The sequence below is a fragment of the Paenibacillus sp. FSL H8-0079 genome, from assembly GCF_037991315.1.
Lineage (GTDB): Bacteria > Bacillota > Bacilli > Paenibacillales > Paenibacillaceae > Paenibacillus.
The window spans coordinates 2,832,352-2,857,583 of the sequence record NZ_CP150300.1; the positions used below are offsets into that span (position 1 = coordinate 2,832,352).

Sequence of the window (25,232 nt, forward strand, 5' to 3'; positions counted from 1 at the left end):
AGAGTAGAGATCACATCTAATGCGTATGGCAACAAAGAACAGGGATTTCATCAAGGCGATGACAACATCGTCTTGATGGAGAAATCCTGAATGACATGGGGGGAAGGTTTATGAAAACAAGCATCTATTTCCGCAGAAACTGGCAACTATATGCGTTGCTCCTACTGCCCATGATCTACTTCATTATTTTCAAGTATGGGCCAATGTATGGCGTGCAGATTGCGTTCAAGGACTTTAACTTCTTTCAAGGTATCGCTGGTAGTGAGTGGATTGGCTTGGATGCGTTCAGAGAAGTCTTTCAAAATCAGGGATTCTACACGGCATTACGCAATACGTTAGTGCTTAACATGCTGGACTTACTGGTATCCTTCCCAGCGCCACTGATATTGGCTATTTTATTATTCGAGCTGAAGAAGGCCTGGTTTAAAAAGTTGGCACAGACCTTACTGTACATTCCTCACTTTATTTCGTGGGTTATTATTGGAGGGATCGTACTTCAGGTATTCGGTACGCAATCCGGTTTCATTAACAATATCTTAATGAGTATGGGATTCGATCCGTTACCATTCCTTTCAGACAAAAACTATTGGCTCTTCACGTATCTTGCGGTAGGCGTGTGGCAGAGTGCAGGCTGGGGTACGATACTGTATCTGGCATCCCTGACAGGGATTAACCGGGAACTGTACGAAGCGGCAGAAGTGGATGGAGCAAGTCGGCTACGCAGAATCTGGCACATCTCCTTGCCAGGCATCAAAACGACGATTGTTACCTTATTGATCATCAATGTCGGCAACATGATCTCTATCGGCTTCGACCGACCATTTATTATCGGTAACGTGGCTGTACGTGAATACTCGGATGTGCTCAGCACATTTGTCTATCGTGTCGGTTTACAGTCTGGTCAGGTTACGCTCGCAACAGCTGTAGGTTTGTTCCAGGCTTTAGTTGGACTTGTCTTCATACTCGGAGCGAACTATACGTCCAAGAAATTAACCGATGAGAGCATTATGTAGTGGATTGAATCACATATGATCTGTAAGGAGTGAGTGAGATGTCTGAAAACACGGCGAATCGAATATTCAACACGGTAAATGTCATTCTTATTGTCATTACGATGGTGCTGTGTCTTGCACCATTCATTCATATTATTGCGATCTCGCTCAGTTCGAACCGGGCGATCGGTTCAGGAGAAGTTTCCTTTTTCCCAAAAGAGTTATCCTTTGAGGCGTATACTAAAGTATTTGCAGATGGATCAATGATTCGTTCCCTCATCTATACCATTTGGCTGACCGTCCTGAGTACGGTGCTCAGCATGGTGATGACCATTGCAGCGGCATATCCACTGGCGAAGAGTAATCTGAAAGGGCGCAAGTGGTTCATGCTTGTCATTGTGGTGACGATGTTCTTCAGTGGGGGCATTATTCCCGAGTACATTCTGATCAAGAATCTACATCTACTCGACAGCACATGGGGGCTTATTCTGCCTGGATTGATTAGTCCGTTCTATATGATCATCCTCATTACCTTCTTCCGAGGGATTCCTGAAAGTCTGGAAGAAGCGGCGGGCATTGATGGAAGTAGCCACTTTGGAACACTTATGCGGATTATTTTGCCGCTATCCCTTCCGGTTATGGCGACACTGAGTCTATTCTACGCGGTAGGACGGTGGAATGGTTTCCAGGATGCACTCATGTATATTACCAAGCCTGAGCTATACCCTTTGCAATTGAAATTGTATCAGATGATTCAGCAAAACCAGATTACAGAACTGATGCAGAACGAAGGCATTGGTGCCGTTCAGGTCCTACCTGAGAGTCTGAAAGCAGCCAGCGTTATATTCTCCACGTTACCGATCCTGCTTGTGTATCCGTGGTTGCAACGGTACTTTATCAGTGGCGTAATGGTAGGTGCTGTAAAAGGTTAATAGAGGTTGTTCAAAAAGTTCACTTTTGATTACGAATGATGCCTAGTGGCATCATCAGCATCGAATATGAAATTCAGCCGAAATAAGCGGGAGGCTTACGAAGTATGTTTCCTTCGGAAACATTGTAGTTGCTCACGTAGTTGTCCTACGCTCCGCTACTCCATTTCTAGCTTAATTCCATCTTCTTGGTACTGAAAACTGATCTTTTTGAACACGCACCTATAGTCTCAGGAGGTCCATGACATGACACAACGAATGGTAGAGAAGATGTCGAAAGAGCAACAGTATCTTGTAAATCAATCCATGTTGATGATGGATAGCTTCTATGATAAAGAACTGGATCTGCTTCGCAGTTTTGAAGAGGAGGATTCATCGCAGCACAGCACACGGGCCAGTGCACATTATGCGCTCGGGTTGTTGATTCGAAATGAGCCTGGTGATGTGGAACGCGCGATACGAGTGTTCCACAAGGTGCTCGATGTTCAATATGACGCTCCAGATGAGATCTATCACGGAACCTTCGCGACCCGACCCAATGATGTGCATCCACCAGCGGGTCACTATGCTTGGAAATCTTTTGCGCCAGGCACGGCCTATTTCCTGGAACGCACCTTTGAGAAGGTGTCTGCGCAGTTTATCCATAAACTACAGGAAGAGGGTTCTCTGCTCACAGAGGCAGCAGATCCCAAACAACTGAAAAACCTGTTTCATTCGGCAGTGAATCAGGTTCTGCCACCGGTCTGGATCAGCTACGATCCCAACTGGCGCGAGTTTATCGCTTGTGTCTGTGTGGTCGTAACTGCCGAATTTGCCGAACTACTGCCGGAGACACTCATGAAGCGGATGGATCATGCAATGGAGTTGGCTGTACAAGGGTCAATAGAACGCAGGTTATCCGACGTAATCCCAATGAACACGAATATTGAGTTAATGCATATTTTCATCACCCACTACTACGGCCATCGCTTGAACCGGACAGAATGGATTCGGCATTCGGATGAACAGGCGGAGGGATTGATGAAGGAGTTCGAACACTACGACGGCACATTCGCCGAGTTCAATACGACAACGTATTACGGAGTAGATCTATCCGTGCTTGGTATGTATCGAAAGTATGGACTCACCGAACGTTTGGTTGAAATTGGACATCGGATTGAACACGGGTTGTGGAATAACATTGCGCTATACTACAATGCCAACCTGGAGAATCTATCCGGCCCGTTCTCTCGGTCTTACGATATGGAGATGCGAGAGCATAGTTCGATCGGTGTATTTATCTATCTCTTGCTCGGTGAAGGGTATGAATATCTCACAGACATTAACTGTGAGTCAGGCCATGATCCGATGATTGCGCTCCTTGGGGTGGATGTGCCCGCGGAAGCCGTACCGTATTTCAAGGCTCATCAAGCGGATCGGCTTGTGCAGAAACAATTTATGGAACTGTGTGAGCGCAATGATCCAACGTCCAATCGGAATCTGTGTACAGCCAAAGCCTGGATCGGTGAGAATCGGATGATCGGGGCCATGTCCGGAAGTGTGAATACCAACGGCCAGATGCATCCCGCCACGATCCACTGGCAGACAGAGACGGGTGAGCGTTATTATCTCCGCTTGATCCGTCGTGAGGTAGGTGAGGGGTGGAACAGTCATCTGCGCGGAGTAACTTTCGATGCGGATCTCACACCCGATTCATTAGCTATTGATGTGGAGCTGGATACGGCGGAAGAGATCGACGTTTATTTTGAAATCAGAGGGCCATCGCTTCGTCAGCAGGATATTACACCAGCGTTATGGCAGTTCCCTGGACTTACGTGTACCGTGAAGGCTGATGCGCCTGAACCATCCGTGTTAATGTACGTGAATCATGTGGAGATCATCTATCGTTATGTGCCTGGAAAGACTGCAAACAAGATGAGATTTGAATTGATCCTCCGTGAAGACAACGGTTAGAGGAATGAATAGGTATATAAGATGAACTGAACATTTACACGAGAACGAAGAGTGCAGAACCGATCTGAAGAAGCGGAGCGTTCGCCTGAAAGCTTTCTGCAAGAAAGCTGCATCGGAAGCATAAGCTATCACCGGATTTTTCCCTTTGGAGAGGGGATCAAAAAATCTGGGGATAACAGCGATCGGAAGATGGTACTGCAATTGGAGTGATCTAGTGTAAAGTTTATTGGTTCAACTTATATAGATAGAGATAAATGGAATATGAATGGGCGATAGAATGAGAGACAGGAGGACCAATAATGTATACGGACAAACAGGAATATTCGTTCTCAACATGTTGGAATATCAAACGTCATACGACCGGACAAGGCATGATCGAGGAGATCAAGTCTCTTGGATTCAGACAGGTTGAACTGAATTATAACGTTACGGAAGAGATGCTGCAGACGATAGAACCGATGATTGAACGGGGAGAGATCGGTATATCCAGTGTGCATAATACATTTCCGCATGTGGCTGATCCGGATTACGGGACGGATTCCGTCCTGCTCGGATTCGATGATGAGCCGCGCCGCAAACGGGCGATTGAACTGTTACTTCGCTCAGCCGAGTACGCACATCGTTATGGGGCCAAGGCTGTCGTTGTACATCCCGGTGAGGTTCCGTTTGAATACAATATAGATGAAGCGTTGAAAAAGATATATCACGATCAAGGACCGGATTCATCGGCATATCAATCTTTATGGCAAGAGATGCTGGAGAAGCGGGAAGATGGCAGTGCTCATTATCTGAGCCGGATTCAGGAAAGTCTGGAAGAGGTATGCGACTTGTCGGAGCAGCGGGGATACGGAGTGAATTTCGGTATTGAGACCCGTTCACGCTGTTATCAGATGCCGACTTTGCACGAAGCAGGAAAGATCATTGGACAAATGAAGGGCGCGCCGCTTGGTCTCTGGTACGATATTGGTCACGGCATGATGATGGATCGAATGGGCCTATATGACAATGTACGTGAAGCTAACGCGTTGATTGATCACGTGGTTGGGGTGCATATTCATGAAACCGTAGGGTTGGCAGATCATTGGTGTCCATACGTTCATAGCAAAGACATGACCTTCTTTGATTCCTTTTTGGATATTATCGACCGTTCGCCGGTGAAAGTATATGAGCTGAAAGCCGCTTGTACACCGGAAGAGATCGATGAAAGTCACGGATTGATTACAGCTCGCATTGCTGAACGTCAAGCGGCACGTCAGCGCGGATAAGGATTGGTATATTTTATACTAATCGCATAGATGGGTAAATGATAACGAATGTGAAGCATATTTTTCAGCTGATGTCTGACGTCCAATTGGGGTAGAAGATATCGTCTATTTTATGTGCTATGCGGAGATGTGGGGATATTTAATGGAAAAAGGGATCGGTTTCATCGGCCTGATAGGCTTGGTGACACGGATCCCTTTTTTTTTGATTTTGTTTGATATGTAAATGTGATTGGTGTACAGCTTTCATTCAGATCACATTTTGGCGCACACTTGGCTTCATTGCTGGGTACTCTTTGGAAGCTAACGAACCTGACGCACCTTATTCCAAGCATATGAGTCAGATTGAAATCGTAAGGAATCTGAGACACCTTATTTATCCGTTTGTAGCAGGTTTTGGCCCGTTTTCATTCATTTTCATTCGTCTGCTCCCGTTTAGCGTTATTGAGGTTCGTTAGAATTTTAATATTAGTCTAAACAAGGCAATAAGGTGCCACAGGTTCGTTAGAGTTCAAGAAGTGAGTCACAACTTGGCGAGAGAAGCGTTTAATTGGAGCTAGAATGAAAAGTGGACACCCGTTAACGGACGGAAGGATAATAAGACTAACGGAGGTGTCCACATGGGAGAACAGCGGCAACGATATAACGAAGAATTCAAGAAACAAACGGTCAAATTCATTCAAGAGCAGACGAAGACACTTGGAGATTTGGCAGAAGAACTCAACATTCCAAAAAGTACGTTGCACCAATGGATGAGTAAGTACCGCGAACTAAAACATGAGCCTGTTGCCAGCGTAGATCGAGTGAAACAACTGGAAGCAGAACTCCAAGAGATGCGCCGGTTGCTTCAAGAGAAAGAGCACACGCTCGCGGATACACAAGAAGAACTGGCGATTGTAAAAAAAGCAGTGCACATCTTCAGCAAACCAAAGAGCTAAGATTTCAGTTTGTAGAAGATCATCGCTCCGAGTTTTCTTTGGAGAAGATGTGCAGAACCTTTCAAGTATCACGGAGCGGATATTACAAATGGCGAATGGACCGAACCAGCATGCGGCAGAATCACAAAGACGAGGTCATGAAGCGTATTCGCTATCATTTTTACGACCACCAGATGCGGTGTGGAAGCCCTAAAATTACGTATCTGCTCCATTTAGAAGGGTTGCGAATCTCTTCTCGTACCGTCAGTATATACATGCGTCAAATGAATCTACGTTCTGTGGTCATGCCCAAATATCGCGTTCAGACGACGGATTCCAAACACGACCATCCTCTTGCGCCAAATACGCTGAATCAGCAATTTAAAACGTCCAAACCGAATACAGTATGGGTTACCGACATCACCTACATTCCTTGCCGGGGAGGTCGTCTATATCTCGCCAGCGTTCTGGATTTGTGCACACGTGAAATTGTAGGCTGGCGTCTATATAACCATATGGAAACCAGTTTGGTGATAGGTGCACTGGAGGAAGCTTACAAGGCCAAACGCCCCGCTCCGGGATTACTCCATCACTCGGATCGCGGCTCTCAATACACGTCAAAAGAATACGTGGAGCAACTAAAATCATACGGAATGGAATCAAGCATGAGCCGGCGAGGAAACTGTTATGATAACGCCTGTATTGAGTCATGGCACAGTATTTTAAAGAAGGAACTCATTTACTGCAATCCTCGTTTTAAGACGCCGGAAGAGGCTTATACTGCCATCTACCAGTACATTGAGTTCTATTACAATCGCAAGCGAATGCATGGCGCGCTAGGCTATCTTTCCCCTGCTCGTTTTGCGATGAAATTTACGGACAAATCCGCAGCGTAGTGTCTACTTTTTTGACATAGGTCCAAATCTACCTATCACCAAAGTAAGATTGAGCGTGTGATTCTTTTTTACTCGTACATCCGTCGTTCAAGTTCGGCATAGGCAATCGCAGGATTATCACTGGAGTTATCAATATAAGCAACGGATGCAGAAGGGAGCGGCCAAGCTACTTCTTTACGGACGAGAGAAGCTGTGAAAGCATCCCAGTTTGCAAGTTTCCATTCATCTAGTGGGGATTGTCTTGCTGAGATCCGTTTGTGATACAACGCTTCATTCTCAAGATAAATATAGGCCACACGCACATCCGTATCATCCAGGGTATGTCCAATTCGTGCAAGTTCCTGAGCAATCCAATCCGGGGTACCGATTTCTTTGGTAAATGGCCCCACAACGATCGTATCGATACCCAACTGAACGTTATCCAGAGCAGCATCCATCGTAATGCGGTACCCAAGATTACGGCATAACCTTTTGTATTCAGGCGAATCTCGGTCGGATGGATCGAGTCCCTGAAGGGTCATGATCGCCTCAGCCGCCGGACGAAGTAGAATATCCATATCAAAGAAAGCAGCTTTATGTTTACGGGAAAGGGCTTTGGCTAGTGTGGTCTTGCCACTTCCGGCCCCGCCGAGAAAGAAAATTAGTTTGCTCATGAATGTAATGCCTCCTTAATTTGATTCGAAAATAGGATATGTAATTGATTAGACGAATAGATAGATTCATCATTAAAGTCCGTGAATGAAAGGACTTGTTTATTTTAACATAAATAAAGAAGCTTGTTGGCTAGACAGAAAAGGAAGGATAAGGTAATATCATACCTAGTTTTCCTATGCATAGGTTTCCGATGTATGTGAAAAGGAAGGAGTGAGCGCGTTGCAGGTTAACAAACAAATGATTAAAGGCAGTACCGAAACATTGATTCTGACCCTGCTTCAGGAACGACCGTTGTACGGTTATGAATTAATTAAGGAATTACATCGTCAATCCGAGGGTGTTTTTAATCTGAAAGAGGGTACGCTATATCCTATTTTGCATGCTATGGAGATTGAAGGATGGGTAGAGTCGTACTGGATGGAGGTTGAAGGCCGTAAACGGAAATATTATTCGATTCGTGACAAGGGCATGGAGGCCTTACAAAGTAAAAAAGCAGAATGGAATATGTTCCGTAGAGCTGTGGATCGGGTGCTTGGGGAAGGAGGCCTGACATGACAAATCGACATGAGCGAATTCAGCATTATCTTGATCACATGTGTGTTCAGGTTAAAGCTCGCGAAGTACATAACGACCTGCGTGATGAGTTGGGAAACCACATAGAAGAAATGATGTTGGACAAAGAACAAGAAGGTTATACAGAGGAAGAAGCAATTGCATATGCGATTGAACAGATGGGTGATCCAGCTGTCGTAGGCAAGAGCATGCACCGGTTGCATCGCCATCGTATGCATTGGGGTCTGTTAGTTGGACTAATTGGTTTGTCTATAACTAGCCTGTTACTGATATGGATTTTTACGATTAATGTAGCAGATGAAAAGTATCAGTTCTTATATCGCGGTCATGTGATTTACACCGTTATAGGTGTAATGATTATGTTGTTCTTTATTTACTTTGATTATCGTAAGTTGAAAAAAGCTGCTTGGTGGATCTATATTCTACTTAATGCCCTGTTGTGGATTAATCCAATGATATCTACGAATTTTTATGGTATGAGCAGATTCCTGATTGCACCACTTGGATTTGTAATAGACCTTACCACTGCTTCAGTGTGGATTTTGCCACTTGCCATAGGGGCAATTGTGCAGGAGAAGCTTCATTCAAACTGCAATATGCAATCCATATTGACCTATATTGCTATGGTAGCGTTACCTGTAGTGCTATTGTTTCAAATGTCGGACTGGGTGCGCATGTTTCTGTTTGGCACAATGTCCATTATTTTATTTGGTTGGCTCACGCGAAAATGGCTTTATACAGTCTTAGGTGCTGTTGTAACAGGAAGTATTTTTGTATTGTTATTGTTTTTTGCAGATAGGTACGGCCCCCTGGAGAGGCTTTCTGTCGTTTTGAATCTTCAGGATGACCCTTACGGTGGCTATAGTAACAATTCCATTATTAAAATTATTCAATCAGCCGGGATACTGTTATTGGTGGGTATCATCTGGTTTGTTGCAAGTATGGTGAAGATGCTTTCTCGCATTCGGGACAATTTCGGTCGAATGATAATTATCAGTATCACATCCATGTTTGCGTTGCAAATCATCTATTCGTTGGCGATGACTACCGGCAAGGCTCCAATTCTTAGCATTGTTTTTCCTTTAATAGGATATGGCAATCACCTGCTTTTCGAATATGCCATGGTCGGCTTACTTCTCGGTATTTATCGTCGGAAGGATACCATTTCGACGATAAATGAAAAAATACAGCAGAAGATGGATGCCGACCTACTGACCAATTCATAGGCATCCAAAATCATTACCGTATCATGAAATGAAGATATTGTTATGCTCGTTTAACGAGCATTCACGGAAACCAGATATGACGCAGGTTCACCCAGCCCTGGCTGTTGAAAGATAGACCTCGCACAGAAGGTAGATAAGCGGTTTCTACTGGTTTTTTGGATAAATGGAACAGTAGGTTCTGATCAACCAAAAATTGCTCAATTCGATCTAATTCAGAAGTTCGATCTACTGCGATGGGAGAGGCGACGATGGTTTGCAAAATCTCATGAATCGTTATACGAGCAGAATCTTCCAGATGCTCAGATAACGTGGAGTAGAGATCATACCTGCGCAGTTCTTCGTCCCTGTCCCGAATGAGAGAGAAGAGAATCAGATCAGATTCCAGCCGCAGATTTCCTTTGAACTGCTCCATCGTAGCGGTTCGGACGGTACAAGAGAAACCGCACTGCTCCAGTATGGACGCCAGATGTTGAGCATCCCTGCGATATTGTGGAATGGTTGCAATGTGTAAGGAGATGGGACTGGAGGATACTGAACTTATCGATATATCGCTAAATCCCTCCGAGTGGACCTGGACTTTCATGGTATTCACCGCACTAAAATCAGTATCCACGATCTCAGAGTTATCTGCATGTCCATCATCTCTATACATTCCAGCAAGGCATGACTTGAGGTGTGCTCTTACTTCCGGATCGTTTAACGGTCCGGCTTTTTGTGTATTACACGTGAGTAATTTATGAACCATCACACCTGCACTAATCTGTGTCCAGTCTGCACCCGCAGACGAAGACGGATTATGAACAAGATGAAAAAACGGAGTTTCGATATCTTGGCTATCATCCATTTCTGTCGAAGCACTCCACGGAATCTGCAGGATATCCACACGGTCCATATGTGCTCTACCCTGAAAATACGATGTAAATACCTCAAGTCTGCACAAGTGATCATCCCAGACAGTGACCTTGAACGGCCCCGTGCCAACAGGTTTTTGCATCCCGTGCACATCACCCGAGAGCTTCATCTTCTGTTCGTTTGTTCCTGGTGAGGGTACAATCGCCGCACGACTTGTTGTAAGAAAGGACAAAAACAATTCATGAGAATCTTTAAGCTGGAAACAAACGGTTAAGGGATCGACTGCTTCAATAGATAAAATTTGTTTACTCACATCGCGGTATAGTGTCCGGCGATCTGAGGATAGCAGCCGCTCAAACGTGTGCACAATATCATGGGCCGTCAGCATCTGACCATTGTGAAATGTAATCCCTTTTCGCAAATAAAAGATCCAGGTCTGCCGGTCTGCGCTGACATCCCAAGTGTGAGCCAGACAGGGAAGAATCTCTCCTTGTTCACCCCTCTGAACCAACCCGTCAAAGACATGACTGGTAACAAAGGATTCAGCTAATAGATTAATGTACAGCGGATCAAGCGCATGAAGCTGTTGGCGCAGGGGCAACCGAAGCGTATCAATCTGCTCATTATTGGTGCCGGCTTCCGTATGATGTCCTGAATACCCAAGCAACCACTGATTTAGATGATCCTGCATGGTTGTTGAACTGGAGAATGCGCTCACCTGCTCGGCAGCTTCCTGCAATTCCCGGCGATTCATGGCCTGCATCATATATTCTGCGGCGATTTGATCAGCCGGAACAAGCAAGGTCAGTGAAGAACGCCGACCCCGGCCACGCTGGGAAACCCAACGAATCCAGTCATGGGCTACCATCTTTTTGACAATCGTTAACGTATTGCGGTGCGTACAATTCAGAAGTTCAGCGAGATTGGCGAGTGTAAGTTCATGTTCTATATGGTGACCGTAATGACGATGCAACAGCAGATATTGCTGATGTAATTTCAAAGTGTTGATTCCCTCCTGGAGGTGATCTCTGACGCAATCCTCTAAAATAAGAAGTTTTATCGATTTTAATTTCTATTTATATTCCTATTTTATCATCTAGAATAAAGCATAGAAAGGTTAATGGAGGTTTTTCCCATGATTGATAAAATAATGGCTTCACCGCACCGCGCGCTGATCACGCTACTGTCTGCATGGATACTGGCAATCATTCACCAGTATTTATTCTATGGTAATGAAATTGGCGTATCGTATCCTATCTTTGTAATTCTCTTTTATGTGTTCATGTATCTGTTTGCACGGGACCGCATGAGGTCTTTCAAGTTCATTGATGCTTTTGTAGCGGCTGTAGTGCTATTGTTGTCGCTAACGTTCCTGTTATACGACAATGAACTGCTGTATGTTCTTAATTTTCTGGTCATACCTGGCGTAGTTATCTTACATATGACGTATCTGATGGGCAGAAAACAGAAGCAGTGGTGGGAGATTGGTTTGATTGGTACGGCTATTGACCACATGCTGCCTCAAGCCATACGTCATTGGGGGACTGTTGCTGCTATTGCTGTAAGAGCAGGCGGGCGTGGCATGGGCAAATCCCAAAAAACAGTTGTGTTCAAAGTGCTCATTGGTCTTGTGGCATCCTTGCCGATCCTCATTGTAGTCGTTGCATTACTGTCCTCCGCTGACGGGGTCTTCGATCAATATTTAGCCGGTTTTCCGGAGTGGTTGAATCAGCTAGCTTTTACTCCAGGGATACCGAGAATCATCTGGATTGTCATTGCAGGTGTATTGCTGTTCGGTTATGTATGGGGATTTGTACAGCCGATGCAATATGAGGCAGAGAAGAGAGCGAACGCACATTGGAAAAATGGAGCAGCGTCCACGGTTGATAAGCGTGATCACACCTATATATTCTCTCCTGTGGACCCGGTCACTAAAGGTGAGGTTACGAATAAGATTACACCCGAGCCCGCACGCACTCCGGTTCATCGGGAACCATTCAGATTGGATCCCATCATAGTGGGTACGATGCTCATCGTCATCAACTGTGTGTACGTTCTGTTTGTACTTGTACAGTTTTCGTATCTCTTTGGTGCGGGAGAGGGGCATCTTCCGGTAGATCTGTCCTACGCAGAGTATGCGAGAAGTGGATTTGCAGAATTGATTCTCGTCACGGGTATTAACTTCTTTATCCTTATTGTTGCTTTGCAGTATACCCGTCTGAGTGGAAAAGCAGGTTTAATCATGCATCAGGTACTCCTCCTGATTTTGGTCAGTTGTTCGGCGATCATGTTGTATTCCGCGTTTATGCGCCTTAATCTCTATGAGCAGGCTTATGGATATACGTACATCCGCTTCCTGGTGCACGCATTCATGATTTTCCTGGCACTTCTGTTGCTGATTGCCGGCCTTCGCATACGCTACACGTCAATACCGCTGATCCGTTGGTATATTGTGCTTGCGCTCACTGCATATGTTGCTGTCAACTACGTGGGCATGGATAATCGGATTGCCGAGCTGAATATTGAACGTTATCATCAGACTGGCAATATTGATGCAACCTACCTGGCAAGTCTGTCAGCAGATGCAGTTCCGTTACTTCGAGAGTTTGCTCTCGAGGAGTACCCGGATCTCAAGAGAGAAATGCTGGAACGTCAAGCCTACTTGGACATGTACTCATCAGAAGGTGCCTGGCCTTCTTATAACGTTGCAAGACACAGAGCGGAGCTAGAAATGTCCAAATTAAGAACGGAATAGTTGAATAATCACTGTTTTTACGTACGGATTTATGCAAAAACAATATGTAAGTGTTATAATATAAAAACTAACCTATAAAGGGGGTGAATCCCTTGTTTGAACTGCAGGAGTTATTACCATATTTATTCTCGATTGGACTCATCTTCACCGTCAGCTATGCCTATATTGCCCATCTTCACTGTGGCATGACAGAGTACTGGGTGGAAGGTGGCGTCGGTGGTGGACTTGAACCTGTACTTCCTGCCCTGTGTTTGGACAGACAACATAGACAGGAAGACTGGAGCCGCATGATTAGACGAAGAGAAGCGCCCGATGAAGATGAACCAGATTGTCATTCCTCGTTGAACGATTGGTCAACAAATCAACGAGGAGGATATATATGGAACATAAGACTAACAAGGGATTCACTTTTGGATCGGGCAAGGGACGGATCTATGGCCTGATTGCCATTTTGTTTGCAGTCATGCTGCTTGCCGGATGCAGCAACAACGTGTCGGAGATTACTTCATCGACACCGGGATTTTTTAACCACTATATTGTATTTCCACTGTCGTATCTGATACAGCACATTGCCACCATATTTAATGGAAGCTACGGGGTCGCGATTATCGTGATCACACTGATCATTCGTCTTGCGCTGCTGCCGTTGATGATGCGTCAAGCCAAGTCCCAGCAGGGAACACGTGTCATCATGAACGCCATGAAACCCGAGATGGATGCGCTCAAGAAAAAATATGAAGGCAAAAATGATCCTGCTGATAAGCAAAAGCTGTCTCAGGAAACGATGGAGCTATACAAGAAGCATAAGTTCAATCCGCTGAATATTGGTTGCTTGCCGATGCTCATTCAGTTGCCTATCCTGTCAGGTATTTACACGGCTATCCGACTTACACCGGAACTTTCTTCCCATTCGTTCCTTTGGTTCAAACTGGGAGCGCCGGACTACGTACTCGCTGTGGTGGTCGCGGTCATTTATCTGGTGCAAGCGAAGGTATCACAAGCCAATATGGCGCCTGAGCAGCGAAAGCAGTTCGCCATTATGGGTTATCTCTCCCCACTGATGATGGCATTCTTTTCTCTATCAGCCCCGGCAGCTATGCCACTTTACTGGACGGTAGGGGGGGCATTCCTGGTACTACAGACGTTATTGTTCCGTAAAATGTATCCTGTAGAACATCCGCAGGAGCCTGTGGTTGTGGAAGTGAGTAAGAAAAAGAATAAAAATGCTAGTTCATCCAAACCTTCTCGGAAACCTGCAAAGTCTTAATCAAGTCGGTCGCAGGAGACTATGGAAACATGGTGACTACGGAAACTTGTTGAACACGAAAAACATAATGAAGAAGCCTGATCCATATGGATTAGGCTTCTTTTTGTGTTGAGAGCAGACATTCCTGTGCCAAAAGAGGGCAAAAGCATCTATGATAGCGAAGTCATGCATTACAATGAGCATACCATCTGAATGATTTGAAAGATATCTTAACAAAATGAATGATATTGCAATGGACGAAGCTTGTGAAAACCTGCAATGATATAGAAAATAACGACGCATCATTCAAACGAAGTGAATGTTACACAAGTCTACGACATGAAGGAGGAGTGTACATGGCATCTCGACAAAAGCGGGGCTTTAAAAACCAGGCCAAGTGTATTGTAATGTTTATTTTAATCGTGAGTTTGGTTGCAATGGCTTATCCTTATCCAGTATCAAATGCGGCGTCTGTGAATGAGAATACGGCAGCAGAATATCTGCCAACGATTTATGAGGAAATTGATGCAAGCGGTTTCGAACATCCGGGAATTGGGCTCACCAAGGACATTCTTGAGAATATGCGCACACAGGTGCTGGCAAAGCAAGAGCCTTGGTACAGTTATTTTAATCGAATGGAAAATTCTCCAACCGCATCTAGAAACGTTACCTCCAGCAATCAGAGTAGTGCGGATCCGACAAAGCCTGGCAGCTTGGATTTTAACAGTCAATCCTTTAACTCCAGATTTATTGCGGACGGCTTAAAGGCCTACACACAAGCCATCATGTATTATGTAACCGGGGAAGAGGTGTACAGGGCTAACGCCATGGGCATCATTCGAATCTGGTCTCAGATGGACCCCGCCAAATACACCTATTTCATTGATTCGCACATTCACACCGGAATTCCACTGAATCGCATGGTGACAGCAGCAGAGATTTTAAGATACACGAGCAGCACAACGCAAGACCTGGAGTGGACAGACCAGGACACAACCGATTTTAGCAATAATCTCATCTATCCGGTCATTGATACTTTCCAACATGATAACGGGTATTTTATGAACCAGCATCTGTATCCGCTCCTTGGAGCGATGTCGGGATATATATTTACAGGAAACCGTGACCGTTACAATGAGGGCGTGGAATGGTTTACCGTGAATGAGTCCGCTGTGGATCAAGGGCAGAATGGCTCGATCAAGCAGCTGTTTCGATGGGTGGACACTAATATTGTGACAGGTGAAGCAGTGGTTCCACCGAGAGTGCAGCATGTGGAGATGGGCAGGGATCAGGCCCATGGCGCTGGGGACCTCACCAATGTGGAGATCTTGGCCCGCCTGTTGGAAGCACAGGAAACCAAGGTCGATCCAGTCGCAGGAACGGTGTCCACTGCGGAGAATGCGGTTAATGCGTACGAATATCTGGATCAAAGGATATTGAAAGCGGCCGATTATTTTGCACAGTTCATGCTGGGCCATGATACGCCATGGACACCGGTAGCGGCTCATACGGATGCCGATGGCAATCCGACCATTATCTATAAAGAGCTGGCTGAAGGATACAGAGGACGTATTGGCGGCAACGTATATGGTCTCTACTATTATTACAAATATGCGGCAGGCCTAGATATGGAAGAGGAAGCTCCATACTATGCCGATATGTTTAAGAAGCGACTACCGTTCTATTGGGAATCTCCGGATGGAGGCGCCGATTATTGGATGTTTATCCCCGAAGAAGCAGCTACTGAGGGCGCAACAACACTTCCAAAAGTATCGACGAATGCGGATTGGAATGAAATTGAACACCGAGCTACAAGTCTGGATTCACACTCCGAGATAAAACAAGAGGGTGAAACATCTTTTGTAGAGATTACAGCCACGGAAGAGGGGAGTCGATTCTCCGTCGTCAGTACCAGCACTCCCGTCAAAACCATAGGTCTGCGAATACGGACGAATGGTACAGCCAAGCTTGTGATCAATGGGTGGCACGATGCTCCTTTGATTTTGCCGGATACCAAGGGGCAGTGGAAATATGTATCCTACACCATGCACAACTTGCGAGGTCTAAGTGATTTGACGTATTTCAAAATTCAGGGAGCTGGCACTGTGGTGGATATGGATCACATCCATCTAAAAGCGGGTGAACAGCTGACGCCACCTGTCTTTAACGAGAGCGGAACCTCTCTTGATTTGTATACGTATGTCGGGTCAAATGCAGCATTGCAGTACGATTTTACTGCCATCGATGATGGCATAGTCGACAGCGTTACTTACCAGATCGATCATAAGCCTGAAGGGGCTGTCTTTGACGAAAGCACGGGTGCTTTTTCGTGGGAGCCGGAGCAGGTCGGCACCTACTCCATAGTGGTAGGAGCGACGGATGGGGCCACCATCACAGCCAAAGAAGTCAGGGTCATCGTGAGCGCTGACCGTTCGTCTGCCGTTGCCGCAGTGATTGCTGCCTATAACCCGGAAACCAGCTATGTATCTGCGAGTTTAACACACTACAATAGCATATATGCTGATGTCATGGATGTAATAGCAACGGCTTCAGATGACGAGTTTTTGCAAAAGCTGGTGGAGTTGAGAGCTGCGGTAGTAGGTCTCCAAGAATTAACACCGCAGCTTCAGGATGGAAGTATGGACTATTCCAATATGCTGGCTGCCGCAACCTTCTACAACGAAACGCTGAATTTATTGGATAATTACGCGGGGAGCTTTGCATTTTACGGTAACGCCGTCAATTTGACACACACCATGGATTTTGGACCGGATTATAAAGTCACTGCGGATGCTTTCTCCCTTCAGGTAAGGGCAAGCTTCCCCGAGCGGATCGGCGGTACTGCGATTTTTGGTTCTAATGATAATGAAACATGGACACGGCTAACCCCAGGGTTGACCGTCGTATCTGAAGATATGCAGACACTTGAAGTCAGCGAAGGTCACAGGAATACTGCCTTCCGTTTCTTCAAGATTCAGATGATTGAGCCATCCAGTACGATGCTGGAGTTGTCCGAATTCAGAATATTTGGAGAACGCCATGAAACGAATAATAAACTTCAATCGCTCACAATAAGCTCGCCCCAGAGCGTACAGAACCGCGTTGATGCAGGTAATACGGTTGTGCTGACCTTTGAATCCACCGAACCAATTCAAGATGTGCAGGCTGTGATTCAAGGTCAGGAGGCAATGGTGCATTCCACAGATCAGCTGAACTGGACGGCATCTGCGGTCATGGATAATCTTGCGCCTACAGGTCCTATTCGGTTTGCCATCGATTATAAGACGGCTAATGGACTGTCCGCAGGTCCTGTCATCTTCACGACGGATCGATCTTCGCTCTATTTGGTGAACCAATCCAAGCTCCTCGATGTATCCAGGCTGGCGACAGTAATGGCTTCAGATAAGCAGTATGGTACAGGCGGACTGAGCAAGGAACGAGTAGGCTATCTATTGTTCGATGGCAATACGGGGACTTTCGGCGATCTGGCTACTGGTGCCGGAGCTTACTATACGGTGGACTTTGGACCAGATGTATCGGTAACACTGAGCGATATAATGCTGATGCCCAGAGCCTCCTATCCCGCAAGAATGAACGGAGTGGTCCTGCAAGGTTCGAATGACAATAACAGCTGGACGAACTTGATTGCAGCCGTCACAGGAACAGCAGAAGGCAAGTGGACTTACATTGGCGGGGACAGAATAATTGATCATGATGCTTACCGATACCTGAGAATCTACAACAGCGCTGCTTGGAACGGGAATGTGGCAGAAGTGGAATTGTACGGACAATATGATATTCGCAGTATCGATTCCAAGGTAGTCAGCCCCGAAGGATATACGAAGGGAAGCTATTACCAATACATGCAAGAGGTTGAGCGGATTCGAGCACTCTTCAACAATCCTGCATCTGATCGGCCTGCTTTGCTGGAGGAGTTGTACCAGGCTCAAGAGCAGCTGGATTCTCTTGCTTCCCTGCCTGCACAGAAGATTACCGTAACGCCTTCCATGGTGGCGGCCTCCACGCCAGTCTATCAGAACAAGGGGACCAAAGAGCAGAATGGTTGGCGTGCCGTGGACAGCAACGTGGATACGTTTACCGATACGATGGATGCTGTAGCATGGGTTGATATTGATTTGGGAGAAAATCAGGCTGAGTCATTGTCGAGCTTCAAGTTTTATCCGAGAAATGGTAAGGCTTCAGAAATTACGCGTGTTAACGGAGCTATTCTACAGGGATCTAACGACGGCACGCATTACACCGATTTGTATACCATCAGTGGGATCAGTAGCGTCCAATGGCATACGGCTTCGATAACCAACGATACAGCGTTCCGTTATCTGAGGTACTATTCACCAGGCGGTTATGCCAACGTGGCGGAACTGGAATTGTATAGCAAGCCCACAGACCCGACACTGCTAATCATGCTACTGGTACAGGCAGACACCTTACAGGAAGAAACCTATGATGAGGCTGGCTTTACTGCCATGTTGGCGGCCAAATCACTGGGAGCGGTAATAGCGGAAGATGCGGACAGCACCCAAACACAGATTGATTCCGCAGCTAACGAGCTGCTTCAGGCGATACAGGCACTGGTTATCCAGACGGAACCGAACGAAGAAGGATGATAGGAGGTGCTGAGCTCGAACCATCCTAATAAATCATTTTGACGAATCTGCTTGTCTGCAAAAAAAAGCACGTGTTCAATGTAAATGTCCCGAAGCCACTGAATAAGGAGGCTTTGGGGCATTTTTTTGCATTGTGTTGTACCAGATATGTGCAGGTCCACTACAGGGTTGAAAGAAATTAGAATGAAGTGAAAGATTTTATACTGGATTTTAGAGAATGATTTTGATAGCTTAAGCAATATGAATAACTATTGTTGATCTCATTTATGATAGCGCATACATTATTGTAGGGACGGGATAGTGCACGATGAGCGAAGCCAAAGGGGATGGATGAAAATGCCTGAATACAGAAAAACCATCTTTATCAAATTTATATTGTCATATACTGTTCTGTCTGTGGTTCTGATCGGCATTATGGGTGGGTATTGGTATACCCAGGCTAATGAAATGATGGAAGATGAGATTGCCAAAGACAATAAAAATCGCCTGATTTCCGCCAAGGATTATATCGAGCAGACGATATTAAAGAAATATGAAGACAACCTGCAGAATAAAGCACTCTCCATTCGGTTCATTCAGAATAACTTCAACTTGAATCTATTGTTAACGAAGAGCTGGGAGGGGAATTTGAGTCGCATTGCATCCTTTCGGCAGGAACTGGAATTCTACAGGATTGAAAATGAAGGGTTAACCAATGTTACCGTTTATTTTCCGGCTCATCATTATGTCGTGGATGCCAGCAACTTTCATATGAAGAGTGGTACATCCGAAGATGCAGCTTTCATTCTGAAGTTGAACGAAGTGAAGCCTAAAGAATGGCTGTTTCGGACATTGGCGGATGGAAGCAAGGTGATGACCTATGTGATTAAATTGCCATATGAGACACCTGGCGTGCCAACCATGGGTTATTTCTATATGGATGTAGGGGTGGAATATCTACAGACGGCGGCTTCCCGAATTTTGAGTTCCCCGGCAGACCAGCTGTATATTTTTGATTCTTCGGGTAAAGAGCTGCTTCACACGGGGGAGTATAATGAGGCTCTCGGTGGTTTAATGCAGAATACCATTCACAACCGCCAAAGCGGAGAACAGATTATAGAAGGAGCGGAAGGCAAAGCCGTACTGTCTTATCTGGAGTCCGCGAACTCGCAGCAGGATTGGACGTATGCGATGTATCGTCCGATGAACTCATTTGTCCTGTCCTCTGAACAGTTGAAAAACAGTCTTGTAATTAGTTGCGGCGTAGTTGTTCTATTTGGTTTGCTACTATCGTTCTTTTTCTCCAAACAACTCTACATTCCGATAAAAAGACTGATGATGCAGATCAAAGGTTTACATACATCAAGTGCTGTCACGTCCTTAGGTAATGAGTATGCTTTTATAGGTAACACCTTCCATCTGATGGAAGAAAAGATCGTAAACCTCGAAACCCAAGCGAGAAAAAATGATTTGAAAAATCTCTTGCTTGGCGTAAGCCTGGAGATCGAAGCGGAACAGTTCATCCAACCGGGATATCACTATTGCACCGTCTATCTCCGAATTCCAGAGGAAGGCAGTGCAGGTCTGAAGATGCGTTATGAAAAGATGAATCGGTCTTTACACAGTAATTTCGTTCCATTGAATGAAAATGAGGCGGCTATCATTTATTGTATTTCTCCTGATGAACAGGACGCAGAGAAGCATATTATGGCCGATTTGCAGGAGGCTCAGCATTCTAATGAGCATGGTTCCCGGTTTGGAGCGGCTATTGGGAGCAGGGTAGACCACCCAGAAGCGCTCGCCGATTCTTATCAGATGGCCAAGCAGGCAAGCAGATATCATTTTTTATATGGAAAGGATTCAATCGTTGCGTATTCCAGAGTACTGGAGATGAGTACGGCGCCTTATCTGTTTCAATACGATCATTTCAAAAATGCACTACAGGCAGGAGATCAGGAGGCGGTTGCTGATTTCATTAATCATTTTCTGGAGATTCTTCAGGATGGTCATATGCAGATCGAGACTGCAGAACTCGCTGTGCTGCAATTAATAATGCAATTGTATCAATCGGTGCTTGAGTTGAAGTTACAGCACTTTCTGCCGCATTCCAATATTTTTGATGAATTGAAAAAGGATACGCTGATCGAGACGGTCGAAGGAATTCGCAGGCTGTGCATGCAGATTACCGAACATTTGAAGTATGCGGGTAACCATGCTCACACGGATGTGATTCGTACGTTGAAGGTATATATTGCAGAGCATTTGCATGAAGAGTTATCCCTGCAAATCCTCTCGAAGGAGGTTTCACTGGCCCCTGCTTATATTTCTACACTTTTCAGTGAAGGGACCAAAGAATCTTTTACGGAATATGTAACCCGGCTGCGGCTGGAAAAAGCTGCGGATCTGCTGCGTGATCAACCACGGCTCTCGGTGTCGGTTATTGCAACGCAAGTCGGATACCGGAATCCTCAGTATTTTCACAGCAAATTCAAATCACGCTACGGCGTAACGCCTGTGCAATATCGGAATTCACAGCTGGCAGCGCTGGATTCATTATCTCTGGATAAGGAATAGCAGAAGCAAGTATGGAGCTAGAAGGTAAGGTGCATATGACTGTTGTTTGGAGCATCTAACGAATGTTACCCAAGCAGCGGTCATTTTTTTATGAATTCGTTAGATTTTATAAGAAACCGTGAAAGAATTTATAAAGAATTGAATGAACTTGCAATAGAAAAAGCGCTTACATAATTCTAAGATTGATGTGTGGCTTGAGGAATTTTGGATGGTTGGAAAGGAGCAGTTATTATGAACCCGGTGCACAATCCGGAAGTGGATGGCAAAAAGAATATATTCCATGAACAGCCGTCAAAATGGGCAGCAACCTGGAGGGAATACAAGAAGTGCAGATATCTGTTTCTGCTGCTTGCTCCGGTAATGATTTGGTACGCGGTCTTTGCATACGGCCCAATGTACGGTATTCAACTGGCTTTCAAAGATTTCAGGATCATGGATGGAATCTGGGGCAGTCCCTGGGTGGGATTCAAGCATTTCGAGTTTTTGTTCTTTCAATCTCCTGACTTCTTAATGATTCTGAAGAATACGATCATCATTAGTTTTTTGCATATTCTGTTTGGATTCCCGGCGCCTATTATACTCGCGCTACTGATCAATGAGATCCGGTCAGGTGCCTTCAAAAGGGTAGCACAGTCGCTGACCTATCTGCCGCATTTTTTCTCCTGGGTCATTCTCTCGGGGATATTGATTACACTGCTGTCTCCATCGTCTGGAGTAGTCAATTATTTGCTCCAGCTTGTGGGATTGGAGTCGGTTTATTTTCTGGGAGATCCGAATCATTTCCGGTCAACTCTGGTCATTTCGGCGATCTGGAAAGAAGTTGGCTGGGGCACGATTATCTATCTGGCCGCACTTGCGGGTGTACAACCCGAGATGTATGAAGCTGCCGTGATGGACGGAGCGAGTCGCTGGAGGCAGACCCTCAGTATTACACTTCCGACAATTATGCCGGTCATCGTACTGATGTTTATTCTGCGCATTGGCAATGTACTGGATGCCGGCTTTGATCAGATTTTGAACCTGTACTCACCTGCGACTTATAGTGTGGCGGATATTCTGGACACCTATGTTTATAGGGTAGGCTTGCAAAATTTTCAGTTCAGCCTGACGACAGCGGTCGGTCTGTTCAAAAATGTGATTGCTTTTGCGCTGGTACTTGCAACGAACTATATGGCTAAAAGGTTTGGACAGCAGGGGCTCTTTTAAACAGAATAACCAGATTGGAGGACAAGGCAGTGAAGCATAGCAGGGGCAGTAATCTTTTTCAGGGTTGTTTGATTACGTTCATGATTATTTTGTGTATTGTCATGCTGTATCCGTTTGTTCATATGCTTGCGATCTCGTTCAGTACACCGGCAGAAGCATTGAGATTGGGTATCCATCTATATCCACAGCAGGTTTCATTTTTTGCTTGGCAGAAGGTACTGGGTAATCAGGATATCTGGATGGGGTTTGGCAACACCGTTTTTCGTACCGTGGTGGGGACCGTGTGCTCGATCCTGTTTATGTCGTTTGGAGCATATCCGCTATCCCGTAAATACTTGCCGCATCGCAATGTGTATACGATGTTAATTGTGTTCACGATGTTCTTTAGCGGGGGGATGATTCCTTCCTACTTTCTGATCAAATCGCTTGGGCTGCTGGATTCGCGACTGGTGTACATTATCCCGGGATTGATCAGTACGTTTTCCATGCTGATTCTGCGTAATTTCTTTCAGAACATACCTGATGAGCTGGAGGATTCGGCCAAAATCGATGGGGCAAACGATTTGCGTATTCTGTTTCAGCTGGTTCTCCCGTTATCGATGCCTGTTATCGCCACATTGTCGCTATGGTCTGCGGTAGGACATTGGAATGCCTGGTTTGACGCGGTGTTATACATCCAGGACCCTTCCAAGCAAGTGCTTCAGACGTTCCTGCGGCGAGTAGTCATCACGGGAGAAAATCTATCCATGTTCGCGGCAGACGTTAAGGGCTCAGAATTGGGTTATCAGGAACCGATCAAAGCCGCTACACTGATGTTCACGGCACTGCCCATTATTATTGTGTATCCATTTCTGCAAAAGTACTTCGTAAAAGGAACGATGGTAGGCTCGCTCAAAGGGTAACACGGGTTCATTCAGGCTGCCTCAGGGTGTCTTGATTCACATATGCGAATTGTTAGATCAAAAGGGAGGAATTCAGAGATGAGACAAAAGAAATTCATTACCGGTATGCTGGGCCTAGTGGTATCGGCTTCATTACTCGTAAGCGGTTGCAGTGGTGGTACGATTACTGATAATAGCACTGGTGAAAGTTCAGATGGGGGTAATGAAAAGCCAATTGAGATTTCAATCGCAAACAACTGGAATATTCCCAAAGCCGATAACAATTACGTCCAGAAGTTTCTGGAGGAGAAATTCAATGTGAAGTTCAAGAATATCTCCTTCGAGACGGCAACCTGGAAAGAGCAATTTAACGTCATGCTGGCTTCCGGACAGATCCCGGACATTATCTCCGTAGACGGCACCGTAGGCGATGTGGTGCAATGGGCGGATCAAGGTATCCTTGCGAGTGTATCCCAAGAGGAGATCAAGCAATATATGCCTAAATACACGGCGGACGTGGAGAGCGTTGATCCAAATGCCTGGGACCCGGGTACATATAACGGCAAGAACTGGGGTGTTCCCAAGGTATGGGGGGAAGGTGCAACAGGTTTTATTCCCGCATATAACGGACAATGGTTGAAGGCTATTGGCTACAATGAACCGCCAACGGATCTTACCGAGCTTGAGGATGTGCTGACCAAATTCATGAATAATGACCCGGACGGCAACGGTAAAAAGGATACTTATGGCTTGACCGGACGAGGCAAGGATGCCCAGGCACAACTGTTCAATACGGTGTTCGCAGCTTACGGAGTAGCACCGTACCAGTTCAAACTGGACGCGAATGGCAAAGTAACTTATGGCGCAATTACAGAGGAAGCGCGCAATGCGCTGAAGCTGTTAAATGAATGGTATAAGGCGGGCATTATTGATCCTGAATTCATCACCGATGGCAATAGCGAGATTCAAACCAAATTTGTCAGTCTGCGTACCGGGATCATTGAAACCGGAATGTGGCACCATCTGTATGATGATGGATACTTTGGCCTGATCTCCAAGGATAAAGGCATTGAACTTGTTCCCGGTGTTCCGTTCGCTGGGCCGGACGGCAAGAAGTATGCGATGGCCAATGGAGCATTGCAGCCTCCATTGTTGTTTGGAGCACAGCTTGAGAAGGATGACGCCAAACGAATTAAAATTTTGCAAATTCTGGAGTATGTCACGACGGATACGGAAGGCTACTTGACGACAGTGTTTGGGGAAAAAGGAAACTCCTATAACCTCGAAGGTGAATTGGCGGTCGTTACGGAAGCGGCAGCAGGTACGGAGTTAATGAGTGAACTGGGTGCAGGTTTCTATAATCCATTCGGTGCCAAAGTCAGCTCCATGATGAAGCATCACTATTCTCCTGAAAAGCTGGCTTTCAAAGAAAAGCTGACGAATGTGGAAAATGTAACTGTCTTGAGTGATCTGATACAGTCGACGGTGATGAAGACCAAAGCCCAATATGAGGCCATTTTGAACACACTACAGGCTCAATATTATATTAAAGCAATCTCTGGTGAAGCGAATACAGATAAAGATTTTGATGATTTCCGGTCACAGTGGCTGAACTCCGGGGGACAGTCGGAACTGGATGAGGCCCAACAGATTTACGAGGAACGCAGTAAATAAAAATGACTTTCAGGGATGATGGCATGATCGTTAGC

At 45.6% G+C, this 25,232-nt stretch carries 17 protein-coding genes and 1 pseudogene; 16 read left to right on the forward strand and 2 right to left on the reverse strand.

The annotated features are described in order from the left end of the window. Window positions 1-110: 110 nt before the first annotated feature. The 6 genes and pseudogenes from MHI06_RS12875 to MHI06_RS12900 form a co-directional block, all read left to right on the forward strand. Window positions 111-1,013 (forward strand): ABC transporter permease subunit, encoded by a 903-nt coding sequence (locus MHI06_RS12875; protein WP_017688833.1) that lies wholly within the window; start codon window positions 111-113, stop codon window positions 1,011-1,013. A gap of 38 nt (window positions 1,014-1,051) precedes the next feature. Beyond that, window positions 1,052-1,924, forward strand: a complete 873-nt coding sequence (locus MHI06_RS12880; RefSeq protein WP_047842693.1) for a carbohydrate ABC transporter permease — start codon at window positions 1,052-1,054, stop codon at window positions 1,922-1,924. Between the two features lie 243 nt (window positions 1,925-2,167). Then, window positions 2,168-3,874, forward strand: a complete 1,707-nt coding sequence (locus MHI06_RS12885) for a hypothetical protein (protein WP_340401715.1) — start codon at window positions 2,168-2,170, stop codon at window positions 3,872-3,874. Window positions 3,875-4,173: 299 nt separating this feature from the next. Then, complete coding sequence (locus MHI06_RS12890; protein WP_340401716.1) at window positions 4,174-5,139, forward strand: TIM barrel protein; 966 nt, start codon at window positions 4,174-4,176, stop codon at window positions 5,137-5,139. A 617-nt stretch (window positions 5,140-5,756) separates the two neighbouring features. Next, window positions 5,757-6,074 carry a transposase gene (locus MHI06_RS12895; RefSeq protein ID WP_340399283.1) on the forward strand — a complete coding sequence of 106 codons (318 nt, stop codon included), beginning with the start codon at window positions 5,757-5,759 and terminating at the stop codon, window positions 6,072-6,074. Window positions 6,075-6,094: 20 nt separating this feature from the next. Further along, window positions 6,095-6,949 (forward strand): annotated as a pseudogene (locus MHI06_RS12900) (IS3 family transposase); the annotation flags it as partial. 68 nt (window positions 6,950-7,017) lie between these two features. On the opposite strand, the gene MHI06_RS12905 reads toward MHI06_RS12900, so the two are convergent. Further along, window positions 7,018-7,602: an AAA family ATPase gene (locus tag MHI06_RS12905; RefSeq protein WP_340401717.1), complete on the reverse strand. Its 585-nt coding sequence runs from the start codon at window positions 7,600-7,602 to the stop codon at window positions 7,018-7,020. A gap of 220 nt (window positions 7,603-7,822) precedes the next feature. Here MHI06_RS12905 and MHI06_RS12910 point away from each other — a divergent pair, with 220 nt between their 5' ends. Both MHI06_RS12910 and MHI06_RS12915 read left to right on the forward strand, forming a co-directional pair. Next, window positions 7,823-8,158, forward strand: a complete 336-nt coding sequence (locus MHI06_RS12910; protein ID WP_074094807.1) for a helix-turn-helix transcriptional regulator — start codon at window positions 7,823-7,825, stop codon at window positions 8,156-8,158. Further along, window positions 8,155-9,402 carry a permease prefix domain 1-containing protein gene (locus MHI06_RS12915; RefSeq protein ID WP_340401718.1) on the forward strand — a complete coding sequence of 416 codons (1,248 nt, stop codon included), beginning with the start codon at window positions 8,155-8,157 and terminating at the stop codon, window positions 9,400-9,402. The genes MHI06_RS12910 and MHI06_RS12915 overlap by 4 nt, the downstream gene beginning before the upstream one ends. Window positions 9,403-9,463: 61 nt before the next feature. Here the strand turns inward: MHI06_RS12915 and MHI06_RS12920 are convergent, their stop codons facing one another. Then, complete coding sequence (locus MHI06_RS12920) at window positions 9,464-11,254, reverse strand: ABC transporter substrate-binding protein (RefSeq protein WP_340401719.1); 1,791 nt, start codon at window positions 11,252-11,254, stop codon at window positions 9,464-9,466. A 135-nt stretch (window positions 11,255-11,389) separates the two neighbouring features. On the opposite strand from MHI06_RS12920, the gene MHI06_RS12925 reads away from it, so the two are divergent. From MHI06_RS12925 to MHI06_RS12960, 8 genes are all read left to right on the forward strand, one after another. After that, window positions 11,390-13,009, forward strand: a complete 1,620-nt coding sequence (locus MHI06_RS12925) for a DUF4173 domain-containing protein (RefSeq protein ID WP_340401720.1) — start codon at window positions 11,390-11,392, stop codon at window positions 13,007-13,009. A 92-nt stretch (window positions 13,010-13,101) separates the two neighbouring features. Further along, window positions 13,102-13,452, forward strand: a complete 351-nt coding sequence (locus MHI06_RS12930) for a hypothetical protein (protein WP_211175704.1) — start codon at window positions 13,102-13,104, stop codon at window positions 13,450-13,452. Beyond that, window positions 13,389-14,276, forward strand: a complete 888-nt coding sequence (gene yidC / locus MHI06_RS12935; RefSeq protein WP_169481716.1) for a membrane protein insertase YidC — start codon at window positions 13,389-13,391, stop codon at window positions 14,274-14,276. Before MHI06_RS12930 ends, yidC begins: the two co-directional genes overlap by 64 nt. 335 nt (window positions 14,277-14,611) lie before the next feature. Next, the gene (locus MHI06_RS12940) at window positions 14,612-18,883 is read left to right on the forward strand and encodes a discoidin domain-containing protein (RefSeq protein WP_340401721.1); all 4,272 of its coding nucleotides are present in this window, start codon (window positions 14,612-14,614) and stop codon (window positions 18,881-18,883) included. 336 nt (window positions 18,884-19,219) lie between these two features. Next, complete coding sequence (locus MHI06_RS12945) at window positions 19,220-21,436, forward strand: helix-turn-helix domain-containing protein (RefSeq protein WP_340401722.1); 2,217 nt, start codon at window positions 19,220-19,222, stop codon at window positions 21,434-21,436. Window positions 21,437-21,667: 231 nt separating this feature from the next. Further along, window positions 21,668-22,642 carry an ABC transporter permease subunit gene (locus tag MHI06_RS12950; protein ID WP_340401723.1) on the forward strand — a complete coding sequence of 325 codons (975 nt, stop codon included), beginning with the start codon at window positions 21,668-21,670 and terminating at the stop codon, window positions 22,640-22,642. A gap of 29 nt (window positions 22,643-22,671) precedes the next feature. Continuing rightward, a complete protein-coding gene (locus MHI06_RS12955) occupies window positions 22,672-23,544 on the forward strand; it encodes a carbohydrate ABC transporter permease (RefSeq protein WP_340401724.1) in 873 nt (290 codons plus the stop codon). Window positions 23,545-23,622: 78 nt separating this feature from the next. Beyond that, on the forward strand, window positions 23,623-25,197 hold the full coding sequence (locus MHI06_RS12960) for an extracellular solute-binding protein (protein WP_340401725.1): 1,575 nt from the start codon (window positions 23,623-23,625) through the stop codon (window positions 25,195-25,197). Window positions 25,198-25,232: the final 35 nt, after the last annotated feature.

Excerpts from the sequence above, each read along its gene's own strand:
- MHI06_RS12875 (WP_017688833.1), top strand. The coding sequence starts at position 111 with ATGAAAACAAGCATCTATTTCCGCAGAAACTGGCAACTATATGCGTTG.
- MHI06_RS12880 (WP_047842693.1), top strand. The coding sequence starts at position 1,052 with ATGTCTGAAAACACGGCGAATCGAATATTCAACACGGTAAATGTCATT.
- MHI06_RS12885 (WP_340401715.1), top strand. The coding sequence starts at position 2,168 with ATGACACAACGAATGGTAGAGAAGATGTCGAAAGAGCAACAGTATCTT.
- MHI06_RS12890 (WP_340401716.1), top strand. The coding sequence starts at position 4,174 with ATGTATACGGACAAACAGGAATATTCGTTCTCAACATGTTGGAATATC.
- MHI06_RS12895 (WP_340399283.1), top strand. The coding sequence starts at position 5,757 with ATGGGAGAACAGCGGCAACGATATAACGAAGAATTCAAGAAACAAACG.
- MHI06_RS12905 (WP_340401717.1), bottom strand. The coding sequence starts at position 7,602 with ATGAGCAAACTAATTTTCTTTCTCGGCGGGGCCGGAAGTGGCAAGACC.
- MHI06_RS12915 (WP_340401718.1), top strand. The coding sequence starts at position 8,155 with ATGACAAATCGACATGAGCGAATTCAGCATTATCTTGATCACATGTGT.
- MHI06_RS12925 (WP_340401720.1), top strand. The coding sequence starts at position 11,390 with ATGATTGATAAAATAATGGCTTCACCGCACCGCGCGCTGATCACGCTA.
- yidC (WP_169481716.1), top strand. The coding sequence starts at position 13,389 with ATGGAACATAAGACTAACAAGGGATTCACTTTTGGATCGGGCAAGGGA.
- MHI06_RS12940 (WP_340401721.1), top strand. The coding sequence starts at position 14,612 with ATGGCATCTCGACAAAAGCGGGGCTTTAAAAACCAGGCCAAGTGTATT.
- MHI06_RS12945 (WP_340401722.1), top strand. The coding sequence starts at position 19,220 with ATGCCTGAATACAGAAAAACCATCTTTATCAAATTTATATTGTCATAT.
- MHI06_RS12950 (WP_340401723.1), top strand. The coding sequence starts at position 21,668 with ATGAACCCGGTGCACAATCCGGAAGTGGATGGCAAAAAGAATATATTC.
- MHI06_RS12960 (WP_340401725.1), top strand. The coding sequence starts at position 23,623 with ATGAGACAAAAGAAATTCATTACCGGTATGCTGGGCCTAGTGGTATCG.